At 51.8% G+C, this 18,404-nt stretch carries 16 protein-coding genes and 2 tRNA genes; 6 read left to right on the top strand and 12 right to left on the bottom strand.

The genetic code is table 11. The annotated features are described in order from the left end of the window. Positions 1-137: 137 nt before the first annotated feature. The 6 genes from KNP83_RS04875 to KNP83_RS04850 all read right to left on the bottom strand — a co-directional run bounded on the left by KNP83_RS04875 (position 138) and on the right by KNP83_RS04850 (position 6,563). Positions 138-2,195, bottom strand: coding sequence for a peptidoglycan D,D-transpeptidase FtsI family protein (locus tag KNP83_RS04875; protein WP_214761022.1), 2,058 nt, complete (start codon positions 2,193-2,195; stop codon positions 138-140). 166 nt (positions 2,196-2,361) lie between these two features. Further along, positions 2,362-2,970 (bottom strand): superoxide dismutase, encoded by a 609-nt coding sequence (locus tag KNP83_RS04870; protein WP_128122266.1) that lies wholly within the window; start codon positions 2,968-2,970, stop codon positions 2,362-2,364. An 84-nt stretch (positions 2,971-3,054) separates the two neighbouring features. Beyond that, the gene (locus KNP83_RS04865; RefSeq protein WP_214761018.1) at positions 3,055-4,524 is read right to left on the bottom strand and encodes an alpha-amylase; all 1,470 of its coding nucleotides are present in this window, start codon (positions 4,522-4,524) and stop codon (positions 3,055-3,057) included. A gap of 125 nt (positions 4,525-4,649) precedes the next feature. Continuing rightward, positions 4,650-4,723 (bottom strand) — tRNA-Ile (locus KNP83_RS04860). Positions 4,724-4,728: 5 nt separating this feature from the next. Further along, positions 4,729-4,805, bottom strand: a tRNA-Met gene (locus KNP83_RS04855). 111 nt (positions 4,806-4,916) lie between these two features. After that, positions 4,917-6,563 carry a Na/Pi cotransporter family protein gene (locus tag KNP83_RS04850; RefSeq protein WP_214761016.1) on the bottom strand — a complete coding sequence of 549 codons (1,647 nt, stop codon included), beginning with the start codon at positions 6,561-6,563 and terminating at the stop codon, positions 4,917-4,919. A gap of 180 nt (positions 6,564-6,743) precedes the next feature. Here KNP83_RS04850 and KNP83_RS04845 point away from each other — a divergent pair, with 180 nt between their 5' ends. The 3 genes from KNP83_RS04845 to KNP83_RS04835 all read left to right on the top strand — a co-directional run bounded on the left by KNP83_RS04845 (position 6,744) and on the right by KNP83_RS04835 (position 9,179). Continuing rightward, positions 6,744-7,193 (top strand): hypothetical protein, encoded by a 450-nt coding sequence (locus KNP83_RS04845; RefSeq protein WP_251139183.1) that lies wholly within the window; start codon positions 6,744-6,746, stop codon positions 7,191-7,193. A gap of 211 nt (positions 7,194-7,404) precedes the next feature. Beyond that, on the top strand, positions 7,405-8,526 hold the full coding sequence (gene ispG / locus KNP83_RS04840; RefSeq protein ID WP_021065716.1) for a flavodoxin-dependent (E)-4-hydroxy-3-methylbut-2-enyl-diphosphate synthase: 1,122 nt from the start codon (positions 7,405-7,407) through the stop codon (positions 8,524-8,526). 71 nt (positions 8,527-8,597) lie between these two features. Continuing rightward, positions 8,598-9,179, top strand: coding sequence for a hypothetical protein (locus KNP83_RS04835; RefSeq protein ID WP_251139182.1), 582 nt, complete (start codon positions 8,598-8,600; stop codon positions 9,177-9,179). A gap of 51 nt (positions 9,180-9,230) precedes the next feature. On the opposite strand, the gene KNP83_RS04830 is transcribed toward KNP83_RS04835, so the two are convergent. The 4 genes from KNP83_RS04830 to KNP83_RS04815 are packed head-to-tail and all read right to left on the bottom strand — an operon-like array spanning position 9,231 to position 12,702. Next, on the bottom strand, positions 9,231-10,628 hold the full coding sequence (locus KNP83_RS04830) for an NAD(P)H-hydrate dehydratase (protein WP_214761014.1): 1,398 nt from the start codon (positions 10,626-10,628) through the stop codon (positions 9,231-9,233). A gap of 58 nt (positions 10,629-10,686) precedes the next feature. Further along, on the bottom strand, positions 10,687-11,097 hold the full coding sequence (locus KNP83_RS04825) for a Fur family transcriptional regulator (protein WP_214753275.1): 411 nt from the start codon (positions 11,095-11,097) through the stop codon (positions 10,687-10,689). Beyond that, on the bottom strand, positions 11,084-11,947 hold the full coding sequence (locus KNP83_RS04820) for a metal ABC transporter permease (protein WP_214761012.1): 864 nt from the start codon (positions 11,945-11,947) through the stop codon (positions 11,084-11,086). Before KNP83_RS04820 ends, KNP83_RS04825 begins: the two co-directional genes overlap by 14 nt. Then, positions 11,944-12,702 carry a metal ABC transporter ATP-binding protein gene (locus tag KNP83_RS04815; protein WP_214761010.1) on the bottom strand — a complete coding sequence of 253 codons (759 nt, stop codon included), beginning with the start codon at positions 12,700-12,702 and terminating at the stop codon, positions 11,944-11,946. Before KNP83_RS04815 ends, KNP83_RS04820 begins: the two co-directional genes overlap by 4 nt. A gap of 188 nt (positions 12,703-12,890) precedes the next feature. Between KNP83_RS04815 and KNP83_RS04810 the strand changes: the two genes are divergently transcribed. The 3 genes from KNP83_RS04810 (at position 12,891) to KNP83_RS04800 (ending at position 16,848) form a co-directional block, all read left to right on the top strand. Beyond that, positions 12,891-14,423, top strand: coding sequence for a Ppx/GppA phosphatase family protein (locus KNP83_RS04810; protein ID WP_214761008.1), 1,533 nt, complete (start codon positions 12,891-12,893; stop codon positions 14,421-14,423). After that, positions 14,420-16,585: an RNA degradosome polyphosphate kinase gene (locus tag KNP83_RS04805; protein WP_214761005.1), complete on the top strand. Its 2,166-nt coding sequence runs from the start codon at positions 14,420-14,422 to the stop codon at positions 16,583-16,585. Before KNP83_RS04810 ends, KNP83_RS04805 begins: the two co-directional genes overlap by 4 nt. A 92-nt stretch (positions 16,586-16,677) precedes the next feature. Continuing rightward, complete coding sequence (locus tag KNP83_RS04800; protein ID WP_021065708.1) at positions 16,678-16,848, top strand: DUF1427 family protein; 171 nt, start codon at positions 16,678-16,680, stop codon at positions 16,846-16,848. A 32-nt stretch (positions 16,849-16,880) separates the two neighbouring features. Here KNP83_RS04800 and KNP83_RS04795 read toward each other — a convergent pair whose 3' ends face one another. Further along, positions 16,881-17,486: a hypothetical protein gene (locus KNP83_RS04795; protein ID WP_251139181.1), complete on the bottom strand. Its 606-nt coding sequence runs from the start codon at positions 17,484-17,486 to the stop codon at positions 16,881-16,883. Beyond that, positions 17,446-18,348, bottom strand: a complete 903-nt coding sequence (locus KNP83_RS04790) for a deoxyribonuclease IV (RefSeq protein WP_214761003.1) — start codon at positions 18,346-18,348, stop codon at positions 17,446-17,448. The genes KNP83_RS04795 and KNP83_RS04790 overlap by 41 nt, the downstream gene beginning before the upstream one ends. Positions 18,349-18,404 lie beyond the last annotated feature (56 nt).

Raw genomic sequence — 18,404 nt, 5'->3', positions numbered from 1 at the left:
GAGTTTGCTTTGATTTGTGTTGTGGCTTCGTTGTTCTGTCCTACAATTAACATCCTAATAAACTACTATTAACGAGAAATAAACGGAACGTAAAAGAATTGTAAAGACGAAAAAAAGAAGCCACCGAAGTGACTTCTTTACTGAATCTGTGCTTGGACGTCTTCTAAATCAAAATACGCCTTCATGATATCGTGCGCGACACGGGTGTTAATCCCTTCTGCCTCGAGGCCTGGCATGATGATGGCCCAGGCGATTTCCGGGTCGTCATATGGTGCCCAGCCGACGTGGTTCGAGTTGAGGGTCTTAATCGGTTCCCCGTTCGCATTTCGCTTCGCCTGACCATCTGGCCCTTCCGCGATCGCTTGAGCGGTACCAGTCTTCCCGGCCGCCGTGATTCCCGTCTGTTGGAGGATGCGCGACGTTCCGCTCTCGACCCCTTGCCGGAATCCTTGACGCGCCCGTTGAAGAAATTCATCGCGAATGTCGACTTTATTGAGCGCGTTCGGTTGGAACGTGCTGACGACTTGCTTGTTCGACTCGTCGAGTGAGCCGGGTTCGATGATTTCTTTCAAGAGATGCGGTTGAATGCGGTAGCCGCCGTTCGCGAGCGTCGACGTATACTGTGCCAACTGAATCGGCGTGTACGAGATGAACTGCCCGATCGACATGTCCATCAGGAGCGTGACACGGTCCGGGACGCTCCGGAATCCGATTGATTCGTACGGGAGATCAATCCCTGTCTCGATGCCGAGTCCGAACTGTTTATAGTAATGTTCCATCGTATTGAACGCCTCGGTCACGTTCTCCCCGACGATTTGACCGGTCGAATAGTAATCGGCGAGCCGTAGGGCGATTTGGAACATATAAATGTTCGATGACAAGGCGAGGGCATCCAGGTCGTTGATGTTCCCCATATTCCGGTACGACGACTTGAGCGACGAACCGATGCGAATCGGCGTGTCATAAATATATTCACCCGGTTGGATGACTTCTTCTTCAAGTCCGAACGCGACCGTCGCACCCTTGATTGTCGAGCCGATTTGACTCGCCCGCAGGACCGTCCCGGTCGAGACGTCTTTGAATTCGTTCGTTTCATAGTCGAGCTCTTGTCCCGAGAGGGCGAGCAATTCACCCGTTTGTGGGTTCATGACGACGGCGAAGGCACGGTCAAAGTGCGGGCTGCCCGAACGGCCGGCTCGAATCGCTTTCTTCAAAATCTCATCGATTTCTTTTTGGAATTCGATGTCCGTCGACAAGATGATATCTTTCCCTGGGTTTCCGCTGACGCGGGTCGGTTCTCCGACCGGCTCCCCTTTATACGTCGTGAAGACGTCATAGGCTGGTGTCCCGCGCAGCACGTCCTCATACTGTTGCTCGAGATAAGACGTTCCGACCCGATCGTTCAAGCCGTAGCCTTTCGCTTGATATGAGGCGCGTTGCTCGGCCGGGATTTGACGATAACTTCCGAGGAAGCTTTGGAACGTCTCGCCGAACGGATAATCCCGTTGGTAATACGGTTCGACGCTGACACCAGGAAGCAACTCCAAGTTTTCTTCAATCAGTGCCATCTCTTTTGGAGACGCCCCGATTTTAATGACTTGCGGGTCGAGCGCGTAGCCCGACTCCATATTGTGTTTGATGGCGATGATTTCCTCGGTCGCATCATCAAACGTGATTTCCGCGTCCGTGATCGAATCGAGCAACAACTGGTCGACGTCTTGGTTCGACAAGGCAGCGCGTTCCTCTTCCGATAAATCGGCCAACAGGTTTTGGACCCGTTCTTGCGAGCGCTCCGGATCGATGGCAATCCAATAATCCTTGCGGTCCCGCTCCGTCACTTTGCGATCCTTCTCTGGCACGTCGACAATCTCCGAGAGCTTGATGGCGACTTCGAGCCGCTCTTCCGTCTTCGTCACTTGCGACCGGCGATACATGACCGAGTAGTTCGAAATCGTGTCGGCGAGCACTTGGCCGTTGCGGTCATAAATCTTCCCGCGCGGCACCTCGTACTTGATTTTGCTTGATTCTGTCTTTTGAACTTCCCGGGCAATCAACTCACCGTTGACGATTTGAACGACTCCTAAACGGAAAATGAGCGTCGCAAATAGGATGAAGACGATAAAGAACAATAGGTTCAATCGCAACGGAAGGTGGTTGCGCCGTTTTCTCGGCACTTTCACACGGTTTTTGGCCAATTCAGTTGTCTCCTCTCTGATTCGTTTTCTTCTATAAGTATAGGTCATATATTTGTCGGAGTTATTTCTATTTTTCGACTCGATTTTCACTATATCATAATTTGTTTACAAATTAATGAAATGTATAAAAAATCCCGAGATTCGATCGAATCTCGGGATGACGTCATTATTTTGCGTCTGCGTAAAGCTTCGCGACGTAATCCCAGTCGATGACGTGGAAGAACGCTTGGATGTAATCCGGGCGACGGTTTTGATAGTTCAAGTAGTACGCGTGCTCCCAAACGTCGAGACCGAGGATTGGCTGAACGCCTTCCATGATCGGTGAGTCTTGGTTTGGTGTCGAAGTGACTTCGAGCTTGCCGTTTTTCACGACGAGCCAAGCCCAACCAGAGCCGAAACGAGTTGTCGCCGCTTTCGTGAACTCATCTTTGAACGCGTCGAAGCTGCCGAACGCTTCGTCGATGGCAGAAGCGAGTTCGCCGGTCGGAGCGCCGTTCTCGTTCTTCTTCAACAATTTCCAGAAGAATGAGTGGTTCCAGTGACCGCCACCGTTGTTGCGGACCGCTGTTTGAATGTCAGCAGGAAGTGAATCGAGATTTTGAAGCAACTCTTCGAGTGAAGAGTAGTTCACGTCTTTTCCTTCGAGTGCATTGTTTACGTTCGTGACGTATGTGTTGTGGTGTTTCGTGTGGTGGATTTCCATCGTGCGTGCGTCAATGTGTGGTTCAAGTGCATCGTATGCGTAATCAAGTTGTGGTAATTCAAATTTAGCCATAACTAAAATCCCCCTTAAAATTGGTTTGAACAACGTTCGTTTTAAATGTAACAGATTTGTGACGGCTGACTCAATTGTAATGCTTCATTCGACGTCTTGTTCTGGCAACGCCCAAACCGAAATCGAACCTGCCGATACTTTAAATACCCCATTCCCGTCTTCATCAATCTCGACGACCTCATCGACGGTCTGCGTCAAATCGACCCATTTCTCACCGGCACGATGCTTGCCGACGAACATTTGTTTTTCGGCCGCTTCACTGTTCGAGATGAGGACGGCACAACCTGATCGTTCGATCTCCTCGACACCGTGACGAACCCAACCGATGACATGTTCGTCATCGAAGTAGTCGTCCTGTTGTCCGTATGCCTTTTCACGACGTGCATAAAGGAGCGGATCGATGGCCACTTTCTTCCCGTCGGCCGGGTGCGGTCCGTTGATGCCATAGTAGTCACCATAGAACACACATGGGTAACCGTCTTGGCGAAGCAAGATTAAACCGTAGGCGATTTGTTTGAACCAGTCTTCGACCCATGACTCGAGCGCTTCCGCCGGTTGTGAGTCGTGGTTGTCGACGAACGTCACCGAATGGAGCGGGTGGGACTGGACGAGCGTATCGTCAAAGATCGTCCGCATATCAAACGATTCCCCTTCTGTCGAGGCGCGTTGCAAGTTGTAATGGAGCGGCACATCGAACAAGTCGACGTGGTAATCAATGTTGTCGAGGAACTCACGGCAGGCATCGAGCTCGGACTTCCAGAACTCGCCGACCAAATAGAAGTTGTCGCCTTTTTCAGCTTTCATTTGCTGGCTGAACTCTTTGACGAAATCATAGTTGATGTGTTTGATGGCATCGAGTCGGAACCCATCGCACTGCGTCTCTTCGATGAACCATTTACCCCAGCTCAGTACTTCTTCCCGCACTTCTGGATGGTGATAATCGATATTGGCGAACATCAAATAGTCATACACGCCAAACTCGTCGTCGACGTTGTCGTTCCATTTCTTATTTTCACCAAGGATAAAGAAGATACCGCTGTGATCGTTCGCCGCGTCATAGTCTGTCCCGTTGAAGTGATGGAAGTTCCATTTAAAGGACGAGTATTTTTCGTTTCGACCTTCAAAATCGAACTTGGTCCATCCTTCAATCTCGAACGGTTCTTCCGACAATACTTTCGTCCGATCTTCCGGGTCGACTTCGAGTACATCGAACTTCTCCGTCTCATCGGCCCCGGCTTTATGGTTTAAGACGACGTCCATGTAGACTTGCATGCCAAGTTCTTGAGCGTGCTTTGTCGCCTCGAGCAACTCTTGTTTCGTCCCGTATTTGGTCGCGACCGTTCCTTTTTGGTCAAACTCGCCTAAATCATACAAATCGTACACGCCATACCCCGTATCCTCGTCGCTCTGTCCTTTCGTGACAGGTGGCAACCACAATGCGGTAATTCCGACTTCCTTCAATTCAGAAGCTCGTTCTTTCAATCGCTTCCAATGTTTCTGGTCAGCCGGGACGTGCCATTCAAAAAATTGCATCATCGTATGATTTCGTTCCATCTCGCTTCGCCTCATTTCATATTTTTCAAAAAACAAAATGCTAACGGATATTTACCCAGGAGTTTGGATTTGAAAACAAAAATTGAAAACAAAAAACAGCTTTCATCAGAAAGCTGTTCACAAAATGGACCCTGTAGGACTTGAACCTACGACCGGACGGTTATGAGCCGTCTGCTCTAACCAGCTGAGCTAAGGGTCCTTTATTGGTAGCGGCGGAGGGAGTCGAACCCACGACCTCACGGGTATGAACCGTACGCTCTAGCCAGCTGAGCTACACCGCCACGTTGTTATACAGTAATAATATACTGAATGAACCCCTTACTGTCAATCAAAAGTCACAACCAGACAAAAAATCCCTCCGGTTCGTCTAAACCGGAGGGAAACGTAATCGCTTAAACCGTTACTTCGTTTGTAGCATCTTCAAGCGTGATCTCTGTGATGTTCATTGCGTGGTCACCGATTCGCTCCAAGTTCGAGAGCATATCGACGAAGAACATACCTGCTTGACCGTCACATTCGCCTGTATTCAAGCGGACGACGTGGTTTTTACGGAATTGTCGCTCGAGCATATCGAGTTTCGCTTCCATTTCGATGACTTGACGGGCTTCGACCATGTCTCCACTCGCGAGCGTCTGGAGCGACTTCTCAAGCGTGGCACGTGTCAAATCGTACATTTCCGTCAATTCTTTTTGAGCGTCAGTTGAGAGCGTGACGCGTGTCGCTGTCTTATAATCGATTAACTCGATGATATTTTCGACGTGGTCACCGATGCGCTCGATGTCGTTGATGGCGTGCATGAGCGTCTTGTGTTCTTGTGATTCTTGCTCCGTCAAATCGACAGCGGCGAGTTTCACAAGATAATCCGTGATTTTCGAGTTGAGCGAGTTGAGCGCTTCTTCGATATGCGCCGACTTCTCAGCGTGCTTCTTATCACCGGTCGCCATATAGTTCCGCGCCTCATTAAGTCCGAGTTTCGCGAAATCACCCATGCGGATGACTTCAAACTTCGCTTGTTCAACCGCGATTGATGGTGACTGTTGGATGAAGATTGGATCCAAGTGCTGCGCTTTCGTATCGACGATTGAATCTTCACCTGGTACGAGTTTCGTCACGATCCATGCAATCGTTCCGATGAACCAGAACTGGATGAACGTATTGACGACGTTGAACGTCCCGTGGGCGAAGGCGATTTGCATCTTGTCTTCAATCGCTAAGAAGTCTGTGATCCAGTAAATATATTGTGTGAACGGAATCAACAAAATCATGAAGATGGTCGTCCCGACAATGTTAAAGATGACGTGGGCTGCTGCCGCACGACGGGCTGCGACCGAGGCACCGATTGAAGCGAGTACCGCTGTGATCGTCGTCCCGATGTTGTCTCCGAAGAGGACCGGAAGTGCCGCGTCCAAGTCGATTGATCCGCCGGCGTACAATTCTTGTAGAATCCCGATTGTTGCGGATGACGATTGAACGATGACAGTGAAGACCGTACCGACGATGACACCGAGGAACGGGTTGTCACTCATTGATTGCGTCAAGTCGATGAAATATTCGCTTGAACGAAGTGGCTTCATTCCGCTTCCCATGAGTTCGAGACCGTAGAAGAGCATCCCGAAACCGAAGAAAATTTGACCCAAATGTTGCAACTTCTCTTTTTTGAAGAAGAACAAGAGAATCGCACCGATCGCGATAATCGGCAACGCATAGGCGCCGACGTCGAAACCGATGATGAATGCCGTCACCGTCGTCCCGATGTTCGCACCCATGATGACGCCGATTGCTTGACGGAGCGTCATAAAGCCAGCGCTGACGAGACCGACCGTGATGACGGTCGTACCTGACGACGATTGAATTAAGACCGTTACGATAATACCTGCCAGTACTCCGAGGAACGGATTCGATGTATACTTATCAAGGATGTCACGCAGGCGGTTACCTGCTGACTTTTGGAGGCCGTCTCCCATCGATTTGATACCGAAGAGGAAGATCCCTAATCCTCCAAAAAACATGAATAACATTTCTTGCAAATTGTATTCCACGATTTTTGTACTCCTTTTGATTGTAAGTTAGTTGTGTTTGCTTGGTTTTTAATGCCCTACTCATTATGCCCGCATCACCCAGTCGATGTAAACAGGTTTAATGTTAAGGTTTTATTAATCCACTGTATGATTTTTGTTTGTTTTTTAGAGTTTGTACTATAACAGATTGGAGTTCCGTTTATGCTCAAGACAACGATTCAGTTTGTACGTCATAGCCTTTACCCATCAAAACAGGCGCTTCGCCTTCGTTTGGCCCCGCTCCACGCCTATATGTTGGCGAGTTTGATGTTGACGTTGACGGTAACGGTGTTAGATTACATCGTGTTACAACCCGATTTCTTTTGGCCGATGTGGTTGTTTTTACATGCTTTTGCGATTTTCTTCTTCTATATGGGACTCGTCGCTCTAAGCGCCCTGCTCGTCCAACTCGTCACGAGATGGCGTACAAAGAAGATGTGGGCCTATCGCCAAGCCTGGCCGTATACGGTCGCGATGTCGCTCATTCCGACAGTCAGCCTCGTCGTTCTGTATCACATCGCACCATCTGCGGCTTGGTTCGGGATTCTTCTATTACTCATGTACTTGATTGTTCCGCTGTTCCAAGCTCCAATCAAGAAGACACGTTCCTGACAACAAGTGTCATCCCATTTTCCGCGTACATAAATCGGTCTGTAGACGGTGGAAAATTATGAAGCATCTGTTAAGATAACGTTAGCGTTTCGTCAGAGCACATCTCGCAAGCGCTTGCTGGGTGCTTTTTCACAAACATTTCGTTATGATAAGAAGGAAACCAACCATCTTAAATCGATTGGAACCTTTCCAAAAGAAGGAGATTACGTATATGTCAGAAATTTTGCATCGTTCATTAACTCGTCCGATTCGTGTCGGTAACCTCATCATCGGTGGATCGAATGAGGTCGTCATCCAATCGATGACGACAACAAAAACGCATGACGTAGAAGCGACCGTCGCCGAGATTTTACGTCTCGAAGAAGCAGGCTGCCAAGTCGTCCGTGTCGCTTGCCCGGACGAGCGCGCTGCCGATGCCCTCGCTGAAATCAAGAGCCGCATCAATATCCCGCTCGTCGTCGATATTCATTTCGATTATAAATTGGCGCTCAAAGCCATCGAGAGCGGTGTAGATAAGATTCGAATCAACCCGGGTAACATCGGTCGTCGTGAGAAAGTTGAAGCGGTCGTCAACGCCGCCAAAGCAAAAGGCATCCCAATCCGTATCGGTGTCAACGCCGGCTCGCTCGAAAAGCAATTCCTTGAGAAGTACGGTTATCCGACGGCACAAGGAATGGTCGAGAGTGCCATGCACCACGTGAAAATCTTAGAAGACCTCGGCTTCTATAACACGATCATCTCGCTCAAGGCGTCTGACGTAAACTTGGCCCTCGAAGCGTACACGCTCGCGGCCAAGACGTTCGATTACCCGCTCCACGTCGGAATTACGGAATCGGGCCCGCTCTTCTCGGGATCACTCAAGTCAGCGGCCGGTCTCGGGGCAATCCTTTCGCTCGGTATCGGTTCGACGGTCCGCGTCTCGCTATCTGACGACCCAGTCGAAGAAATCAAAGTCGCCAAAGAAGTACTCAAATCGTTCGGTCTCGCGGCCAACGCGGCGACACTCATCTCGTGCCCGACATGCGGACGCATCGAAATCGACTTGATTTCAATCGCGAAAGAAGTAGAAGAGTATATCCAGAACATCAACGTCAACATTAAAGTCGCTGTTCTCGGCTGCGCGGTCAACGGACCGGGTGAAGCCCGTGAAGCCGATATCGGTATCGCCGGTGCCCGTAACGAAGGTTTGCTGTTCCGTCACGGAAAAATCATCCGTAAAGTCCCGGAAGCCACGATGGTCGAAGAATTGAAGAAAGAAATCGATGCCATCGTCGCCGAGAAACTTGCCGCTCGTGAACTCGAGGAGCAAGAACTCGCCAACCAATCTAACTAATCCTTCGCCCGCTCGGTTGCAACCGAGCGGGCTTTTGGTACAATAAGGGTTATGAGCAAGGAGGGACGAACATGCATATTGGAATAGACATCGACGGAACCGTCACGGATCCGCAAAGTTGTTTTCATTACATGAACGACGCACTCGGGTACGCCATCGATTACCATCAGGCGACCGAATATGAGTTGCATACGTATACAGATATGACACAAGAGGCATTTTGGCGCTTCATGATTGAGCAAGGCCACGAGGAGGCGATTTATCGTCGCTCACTTCCCCACTCTGAAGTGAACGCCGTTCTCTGGCACATGCGAAAAGCACACCGTCTCCATTACGTCACAGCTCGTAGTGAAGCCGTCCGCTCCGTCACCGAGGAGTGGATTCGGCAACATGAGCTCCCACTCGATTCGCTCATCATGACAGGGAGCCATGACAAGGTCGGCGTCGTCAAACAGCTCGCGCTCGACTTGTTCATGGAGGACCGTTACGAAAACGCCATCTCGATCCATGAACAGACGAATATTCCGGTCCTATTGTTCGATGCGCCGTATAACCGCAAACCGTTACCGGACGGGGTGAAACGAATTTCGTCTTGGAACGAGGCGCAACACATCGTCAATCACTTCGAGACGACCAAGTCCATCACCATTTAAAAAAAGCCTCATACACGTTGGATAAGAGTATCCATTGTGTATGGGGCTTTTTTATATGCGTCCAATCGCTTCGATGACGTCCGTTGCGAGGACACTCGCTGGATGCATCTGCCGGCTCGCGGCTTGAGCCGCGAGGGCGTGCCACAGGACGGCTTGTTCGTTCGGAGACGGGTCCGTGTCGATTCGGTCCGTCCGAGCCCATAGCGCGAGCAACATGCCGGTCAACACGTCGCCGCTCCCTCCTTTCGAGAGGGCCTCGGCTTGAATCGTATTGACCGCTCCCGTCCCGTCCGGTTTGACGATGAGCGTATGCGTCCCTTTTAAGATGAGGTGAATCCTGTGTTGGCGGGCGAAGTCCGACGCGATCCGGAACCGGTCTGCTTCAATCTCGGCGACAGACAGTCCCGTCAAGCGGGCGAACTCCCCCGGATGCGGCGTCAACGTGAGTGGACCCGCTGCCTCAAGATGACTCGTCGTCAAAGCGCCCGCATCGACGATGAGTGGTTTTGATTGACGACTGACGGTTCGCCATAACCGGTCCGACCGTTCGTCGTCGACGAGTCCCGGACCAATTGCTGTAGCCGCATATGCTTTGTCCGGTAACTCATCGATCGTGTAATACATCGCCTCCGGTAAACTCGACGCCATGACGAGCGCTTCGGGCGGGATGGCGAGGTCGAGCAACCCGATTCCCGTTCGCAGCGCTGCCCGGGCGGCTAAGAACGGAGCTCCCATCAAATGACGGCTCCCGCCAATCAAGCAACCATGACCGTATCGATTCTTATGTCCGTATGGATCGCGCTCGAGTAAGTCCCGGTCAAAGTCTGACTCCGTCAAGACGCGCCATTCAGACGTGTGGGGCAGTCCAATCTCGACTACCTCGACCGTGCCGTAATACGGGGCCGTCTGTGATAAAAAGGCACTCCGTTTATAACCGTGTAGCGAAAACGTCGTCTCCGCTTCGACGGCATGACCGTCAAATCCCGTCGCGTCATCGCTCGGGACACCCGACGGTACATCGATGGCCATAACGGGTGCCGCTTGTGCACGCACCCAAGTGATGACATCTCTCGCTGTTCCAGTGACCGGACCGTGAAATCCAACCCCGAACAAGGCATCGACGATATAGTCTGCGTCTCGAGGTTCCTCGACGATGGTGACGAACCGGCGCGCATACGCCGCATGCCGTCCCGCTTCCGGTGACTTCGGTTCACCGAACGGGGCATATACGGAGACGTCACACCCTCGCTGTACCAATTCTCGGGCCACGACCCAGCCATCCCCACCGTTGTTGCCAGCCCCGCAGATGACGAGGACAGACGAGTGGGCTGGGAAGGTCAGACGTGCCGCCACGGCCGAAGCTGCCCGCTCCATTAAGACGTCGCCCGGCATCCCTTGGTGAAGTGCCGACGCATCGGCCTGTTTGATTTCGGCTGCGGTGTAAATCATCTCGACTCCCCCTCTCTCGATTCGACAAAAAAGGGATTGAATTCACAATCCCTTCTCGTCACTTACATTGTTTACAATACCCGTAAATCTCAAATTTATGATCGACGACCTCAAAATCAGGATCGAGCGTCTCGACAAAGCGCATCGGGCACAGTTCGAGTAGCTTCGTCTTGCCGCAACCGCGGCAAATCAAATGGTGATGATGATGATTCGACCCACATGTGACGCGGAACGCCTTCTCTCCGTTCAATTCGGTCGCTTCGAGCAACCCTTCCTCGGCGAACGATTTCAAGTTGCGGTATACCGTGTCAAAACTCATCGTCGGATGTTTCGCCCGCATATAGTCGAGGACGTCCTTGGCGCTGACGTAACGCTCTTCAGCTGCGAGAAAGGCAAACATCTCAATCCGTTTCGGTGTCACTTTGAGCGACGACGATTGCAGACGGGTCAATTGTTCAGTTTCCTTCATAACGAACCTCCTTCTTCCGAGCGAGTCCGAGTCGTTCGGCCAACATGACGACGGCTAAGATGATGACGGCGAGCAAGACGATGACACCACCCGGGGCGACGTCGAGCTCATAGGCAAGGACGAGTCCGCCGATCGTCGCGACTTCCCCGAACACGATTGACCAAACAATCGTCTGTTTGAAGCTGTTCGTGAACCGGAGCGCGGCCGCGACTGGCAATGTGATCAGGCTCGAGACGAGCAGCGTACCGACGATCCGCATACTGACGGCAATCACGAGCGCGACGACGAACATGAACAACACGTGGAGCATCGTGCTCGGCAGACCCGACACTTTCGCCTGTTCTTCATCGAACGACAAGAACAACAGCTGTTTATAAAATACGACGATGACGAGCAACGTGATGCCCGCCACAGCGAGAATCATCCAAATGTCTGATAAACTGACCGCCGAAATCGATCCGAACAGGAGCGTCGACAAATCAATCGAGAATCCGCGCGATAACGAGATGAAGATGGCACTGAGTCCCATCCCGGCCGACATCATGATCGGAATCGACAACTCTTGAAAATGGACGTATTTTCCGCGGAGCCAATTGAGGCCGAGCGCGGCGAGGACCGAGACGAGGGTCCCCAGGTAGAGTGGGTTCAAGTCGCTGAACAGCAGAATATACTGCCCGAGGAACAGACTGAACGAGATTCCGGCAAGCGTCATATGAGACAACGCGTCGGCAATCAAGCTCATTCGTCTGACGACGACGAACGAACCGATGAGCGGCGCAGTGAACCCGATGACGACGGCTGCGATGAACGCATAACGTAAAAAGCTGTACGTGAACAGATCCGAAATCATGACGTACCTTCATGAACGAGCACTTTGACCGGGTACGGCTTAATCGCCGTCAATTCGCCGAGCTCACTATATTCTTTTAAGCCACAGTTGCACGCCATCCGGCCGTGATCGAGATGGACGACTTTCGTGACGAGGTCGGTGACGACGTTCAAATCGTGGGTCACGAGAATGAACGTGCATGACGTGTGCTCGCGTAACAGATGGAGCACCTCATAAAAGTCGCGCAAATGTTTTTGGTCGACCCCGACCGTCGGCTCATCCAAGATGAGCAAATCCGGTTGATTGACGATGGCTCGAGCGATAAAGACGCGCTGTTGCTGCCCGCCTGACAGGCTACCAATCTTCCGATGTCGGAACTGCCACATATTGACCGTCTCAAGCGCATTTTGGATGGCCGCCTTGTCTTCGATGTTCAACCGTTTGAATAGACCGAGGCGTCCATAGCGGCCCATGGCGACGACTTCCTCGACCGTCACCGGAAATCCTGAGTTAAAGGACGCGGCTTTTTGGGAAACGTAACTGATACGAGACTTGTCTTTAAACTGTCCTTGAGGACGTCCGAACAGCTCGACCGATCCGGTTTGCGGCGATAACAGGCCAAGAATCGTCCGAATGAGCGTCGACTTGCCGGACCCGTTCTCCCCGACGACGGCGACGAAGTCGCCTTGTTTAATCTCGATGGACACGTCCTGTAGCGCGGCGGTCCCATCGTAATGATAGGAAACATGATTTAATTTTACGACGGATGTCGTCATAAGCTACCCTTCTCTCGTGTGATAAATCGTAATCATTTCTACTTGCTTGGCGTCTGTATTATACAGAATATCAGTCCATGCTTCAAGTATGAGGCGACGCGAGCCGATTGACGTCGCACGAACTGAAATCCGAATGTATTTTGATGATCTTCGTTGTACACTAGAGATAACGCAGAGGGGGTTTTTCCGTGGAGAAAAAACTAGCAGTCATCGATATCGGGTCCAACTCGATTCGTAACGTCATTTTTGAAGTGAACGGCCACGGCCAGTATTTTGAACGGTTGAACGTGAAGGAAGTGGCTCGGCTGTCGAGCCATATCACCGATGACAATGAACTGTCCGAATCCGGCATCGAGGCGCTCATCGAGACGCTGAACCACTTTCATCGCTTGAACGTGCATCACGAAGTGAAAGAAGTGTTGCCCGTCGCGACGGCCGCCATCCGCAACGCCAGCAATTCCGAGGCCATTTTAGAAGAAGTCCGGCAAGCGACCGGTATGGAGATTCGGTTGTTGAGTGACTATGAAGAGGCGTTTTACGGCTACTCGGCCATCATCAACTCGACGTATATCGAGGACGGCTATTCGGTCGATATCGGCGGTGGTTCGATGGAAGTGACCTATTTTAAGGACCGTGAGCTCGTCTTCTATCACAGCTTCCCGTTCGGGGCCGTGACGCTGACCGAGGATTTCATGAAAGGTGACACGCTCACGAAAGAAGAACGCAAACAGTTGACGGCGTTCTTGAAGAAGTCGTTTAAAGAGATTGATTGGCTCGAGCCGCACGGCGTCCCGCTCGTCGGTGTCGGCGGGACGGCCCGAAACCTCGTCCGGGTCGAACAATCGCTGTCCTTGTTCCCGCTCGAAGGGATTCACCAATATACGATTGGGGCCGACCGGCTCCATGACGTCGTCGATGAACTCATTCACATGTCGCCGAAACAGCTCGGGCGTCTCGACGGTTTGTCGAAGGACCGGATGGACATCATCGCCCCGGCCGTGACCGCCATCGATGAGTTGGCCCGCTATTTGAAAGTACCTGAGTTCATGATGAGCAATAACGGGCTACGCGAGGGCTTGTTCTATGAATACTACTTATCAGAAAATAATCGGGTCCGTTTCGAGGACGTCAAAGAAGAGAGTTTCCGTCACTTCGAGAAACAATACGCCGTCGATCTGGTCCGGCATCAACACTTGATTCACCTGGCTCGCCAAATCTATACCGGTTTGATTGAGACGAAGACGATTAAAGCGAAACCGTTCGAACCCGGACTCTTAGAGGGCGCGTGCCGACTCGCATATGTTGGAGAATATATCGACCATAACAATAAGAGCGATCACACGTTCCACTTGATCACGACGAACGACTTTAAAGGGATGAACAACGAGGACCGGCTCGCCCTCGCCTTGGTGACGTCGTATAAATCGAGGCGTCTGCTTGACCAACATATCGAAGGCTTCCCCGAATGGTTCGACTCGAAGATGTTGAAGAGCCTAGAGTTGCTCGGCTCAATCGTCAAGCTCGTCGACGCGCTCGATTTGACCGAACGTCAAGTCGTCGAGAACGTCGAGGTATCCTCGAACGATGAAGGTCTTGTCTTGACGCTTCATACGCACACATCTCCGCGCTTTGAACTACAGCGCGGCATCCGCCATAAAAAACATTTGGAACGTGCGATTGACCAACCGATCGAGTTACGTGTAGAGGAGAGAGAGTCATGACCGTCTACTTACCCGAACATTTCAATAACCGTGAGCTCAGCTGGCTGAGTTTCAACGAGCGCGTCTTACAGGAAGCGATGGACGAACGCAATCCGCTCATGGAACGACTGAAATTTCTTGGCATCTTCAGTTCGAACCTCGACGAATTTTATATGGTCCGTTTCGGCGGATTGAAAGATGAGGTGCTCGCCGGCTTCAACCGTCCCGAAGACAAGGCCGGGCTGACGCCGAAGCAACAAATCAAAGCCATCTCGATTAAAGCGCAAGAACTCGTCGAGATTCAATACGCGACGTATAAGAAGATCCTCAAACAGCTCGCCGCGGAGAATGTCCGTTTCTTGCGGCCGAAACATTTGAATAAGGCGCAACTCGAGTTCGTCAAACTCTATTTCCGGACGCACGTCTTCCCCGTTTTGACACCGATTGCCGTCGACGCCTATCGGCCGTTCCCGATGCTGTTGTCGAAATCGCTCAACATCGCCGTCGAGATCGCCTCGACCGATGAAGGCAAGAAACGGCTCGCCCTCGTCCAAGTGCCGGCCGTGTTGCCACGTTATCTCGAACTGCCGACCGACGATGAGGAACATACGGACTTGATGTTGCTCGAGGACGTCATTATCCAGTTCATCGACTCGCTGTTCAAAGGGTTCGAAGTCGAGTCGACGATGCCGTTCCGCATCACGCGCAACGCCGATATGCCGTTCCATGAGGAAGGCAGCCGCGACGTCTTGAAACAGATCGAGAAAGAGTTAAAGAAACGGCGATACGGGGTCGCGATTCGGCTCGAGGTCCAGCAACGGTCGCTCAGTAAAGCGTTGCTGTTCATGCTCCAGGACGTGCTCGACCTACATGACCGAGACATCTTCCTCGTCGACGGACCGATCGATTTGACGTTCTTGTTCGGCGTCTATAATAAAATCGGGATTGAATATGACGAGATGATCAACGAGACGCTCATCCCGTTCGTCCCGGAAGGACTCGAACCGGGGAAGGACTTATTCCAGGCGGTATTGAAAAAAGACTACTTGCTCCATCATCCGTACCATTCGTTCGACCCGGTCGTCCGCTTCATCGCCCAGGCGGCCAAAGACCCGAACGTGCTCGCCATCAAGCAGACATTGTATCGCGTCTCCGGCGACTCGCCGATCATCAAGGCGCTGACCGATGCGGCCGAGAGCGGGAAGCAAGTGACGGTGCTCGTCGAATTGAAGGCCCGGTTCGATGAGGAGAAGAATATCCAATGGGCGAAGCAGCTCGAGAAGGCCGGCGCCCACGTCATTTACGGCTATAAAGAGTTAAAGACCCACTCGAAAATCACGCTCGTCGTCCGCATTCTCGAAGGCGGTGTGTTACAACGGTTCGTCCATCTCGGCACCGGCAACTATAACGACTCGACGGCCAAACTGTACACCGACATCGGCTTGTTGACGACGAATGAAGAGCTCGCCGAGGACGCGACCAATTTCTTCAACTGGCTGTCCGGGTACGGAGAGCGTCCGTCGTGGCATAAGTTCGAGACGTCGCCGGACGATATGCACGACTTCTTCCTTCAAAAGATTGACGACGAGATCAAGCTCCACGAGAAGTACGGCAACGGTCGAATCGTCGCCAAGATGAATTCGATCACCGATAAACCGATTATCACGAAACTATACGACGCCTCGCAGGCCGGCGTCAAAATCGATTTAATCGTCCGCGGCATCTGCTGTCTACGTCCGGGCATTAAAGGCATCTCGGAAAATATTCGCGTCATCTCCATCATCGACCGCTATTTGGAGCATTCACGCATCTTCTACTTCTATCAAAACGGAAAAGAAGACTTGTATTGCTCGTCTGCCGATTGGATGACCCGCAACATGCGCAAACGGATCGAGATTCTCTTCCCGATTCTTGACGCGGGACATAAATCGTACATTAAAGACATGCTCGCCTTGCAACTCGTCGATAACGTGAAAGCCAGAATCCAGCGCGCCGACGGCAGTTACGTCTACTTAAAACAAGAAGCTGGACAAGAACGGATTCAATCTCAAATCATCATCCACCAATATACAGGGGGGCGCTGGAACAACATTCCGAGCGTGTTCGAACGGGAACCTTCGAACTGGGCCGAGCGAGAAGTCCTTCGCTTACGGGCTGAAAACGAGAAAATGACAGATGACTGATGTTAGACTTCTCAAACGAGAATGAACATTGTATAATAAGTTCGGTTACCTGTTAATAAAGCGTTTTCATTTCGATTATGGAGGAATCATTCATGCAAGAAATCCTATTGTCATTGCTCGCTGGTCTCATTTGTGGCATGATTTTCACCGCTTTGAAGTTGCCGCTCCCTGCCCCGCCGGTCTTACCTGGCGTCATCGGCATCTTCGGCGTGTTTCTTGGGATGAAAGTATATCAATTCGCACTCGCGAACTGGCCATTTTAATGCAAAAAACGAAGCCTGCGGGCTTCGTTTTTTTATATCTCGTAATGTTTTGCTTTGTGACACGTCGGACAAAGCCACGTGCCGTTCCCCGCTTCAAGATGATACTCCATCAGTTGAATCCCGATTGCGCCGAAACGGTTCAAGTCATCCCCGCACGCTGCACAGACGGTCGTCGGGGCGAGTTGGGACAACGCCTGTTCCTCGGTCAAGTGCGCACGATACGTGTCTTGGGTCCATTTCGCAGAAGGGACGCGGTAGCCTTGCTCCCATTTGGTGCGGATGACGTCGTCCGCATCTCCTTCATACATCCCGGCTCGAAGGAACGGGTGATGAAAATCAAGGCCGATCACGTCGACGAGGCTATACGCTGTCATCTCTGGCCCCGCTTCCGTCCGCCAATAGCGGTCGAACGGGCGCTCTGTCGTCTCGACGAGCATGACCTCGACTTCGGCCACGATCCCGTGTCCGACAATCTCAATCCAGGCCGTGGCCTCGTCAATCCGCCCCTCGACATAAAACGGGCTCGCTTCTTGAAAATACGTCGGGAGCGCGGACCAGACATCATACACGTTCGGGTCGATTCGAATGAGGCTCATCTTATTGGTGCGAGAGCGTGAACTGTTCGCGCCATTCAGCATCGAAGCGGTTCGCTCGGAACATCTCAATTTCTTGCTTATACGGTGCCACTTTCGTTTTCTCACTGATTGGAATATATGGCGTCTCTAAGATTTTAGGCAAGTGGGTGAACGCCTCATGATGGATGATGCGGTTCAACGTATCAAACCCGATCTCCCCGTACCCGATATTCTCATGCCGGTCTTTCTTCGCGCCGCGGACGTTCTTCGAATCGTTGACGTGAATGACACCGAGACGATCGAGTCCGACGATGCTGTCGAATTGTTCGATGACACCATCCAAATCGCCGACGAGGTCATAACCTGCGTCGTGGACGTGACACGTGTCGAAGCAGACCGACAGGCGATCGTTATGTGTCACCCCATCGATGATCGTCGCCAGCTCCTCGAACGTCTTGCCGAGCTCGCTGCCTTTGCCGGCCATCGTCTCGAGCGCGATTTTGACCGTCTCATCGCCGGTGAGCACTTCGTTCAACCCTTCGATGATGCGGGCGAGTCCGACATCTTCGCCGGCACCGACATGGGCACCCGGATGGAGCACGACGTGACGGGCGACTTGGAGCGCCTCGGCCCGTTTAATCTCAGCGGCCAAGAACGACACGGCGAGTTCGAACGTCTCCGGTTTCGTCGTATTGCCCAAGTTGATGATGTATGGGGCGTGGACGACGATTTCCTCGATGTCGTGCGCCGCCATGTGGGCCAGCGCCGCATCGATATTCAAGTCTTCAATCGGCTTGCGACGTGTGTTTTGGGGCGCACCCGTATACACCATCATCGTGTTGGCACCATAAGATACAGCCTCTTCACTACCTGCGAGCAACATCTTCTTACCGGAAACTGAAACGTGGGAACCAATTTTTAACATAATCATTTCTCCTTCATTCTCATCTGTCTTTAGTGTACACAAAAAGAAGAATCGAC

Origin of the sequence: Exiguobacterium sp. s146 (genome assembly GCF_018618415.1) — a bacterium.
Lineage (GTDB): Bacteria > Bacillota > Bacilli > Exiguobacteriales > Exiguobacteriaceae > Exiguobacterium.
Note: the sequence above shows the minus strand (reverse complement) of the source record. Positions and strands in the feature narration are given on the sequence as shown.

Bases quoted from the DNA above. Each gene is read 5' to 3' on its own strand.
- KNP83_RS04845 (WP_251139183.1), top strand. From the start codon at position 6,744: ATGCTCAAGACAACGATTCAGTTTGTACGTCATAGCCTTTACCCATCA.
- KNP83_RS04805 (WP_214761005.1), top strand. From the start codon at position 14,420: ATGACCGTCTACTTACCCGAACATTTCAATAACCGTGAGCTCAGCTGG.
- ispG (WP_021065716.1), top strand. From the start codon at position 7,405: ATGTCAGAAATTTTGCATCGTTCATTAACTCGTCCGATTCGTGTCGGT.
- KNP83_RS04865 (WP_214761018.1), bottom strand. From the start codon at position 4,524: ATGGAACGAAATCATACGATGATGCAATTTTTTGAATGGCACGTCCCG.
- KNP83_RS04870 (WP_128122266.1), bottom strand. From the start codon at position 2,970: ATGGCTAAATTTGAATTACCACAACTTGATTACGCATACGATGCACTT.
- KNP83_RS04835 (WP_251139182.1), top strand. From the start codon at position 8,598: ATGCATATTGGAATAGACATCGACGGAACCGTCACGGATCCGCAAAGT.
- KNP83_RS04830 (WP_214761014.1), bottom strand. From the start codon at position 10,628: ATGATTTACACCGCAGCCGAAATCAAACAGGCCGATGCGTCGGCACTT.
- KNP83_RS04820 (WP_214761012.1), bottom strand. From the start codon at position 11,947: ATGATTTCGGATCTGTTCACGTACAGCTTTTTACGTTATGCGTTCATC.
- KNP83_RS04790 (WP_214761003.1), bottom strand. From the start codon at position 18,348: ATGTTAAAAATTGGTTCCCACGTTTCAGTTTCCGGTAAGAAGATGTTG.
- KNP83_RS04800 (WP_021065708.1), top strand. From the start codon at position 16,678: ATGCAAGAAATCCTATTGTCATTGCTCGCTGGTCTCATTTGTGGCATG.
- KNP83_RS04825 (WP_214753275.1), bottom strand. From the start codon at position 11,097: ATGAAGGAAACTGAACAATTGACCCGTCTGCAATCGTCGTCGCTCAAA.
- KNP83_RS04815 (WP_214761010.1), bottom strand. From the start codon at position 12,702: ATGACGACATCCGTCGTAAAATTAAATCATGTTTCCTATCATTACGAT.
- KNP83_RS04795 (WP_251139181.1), bottom strand. From the start codon at position 17,486: ATGCTGAATGGCGCGAACAGTTCACGCTCTCGCACCAATAAGATGAGC.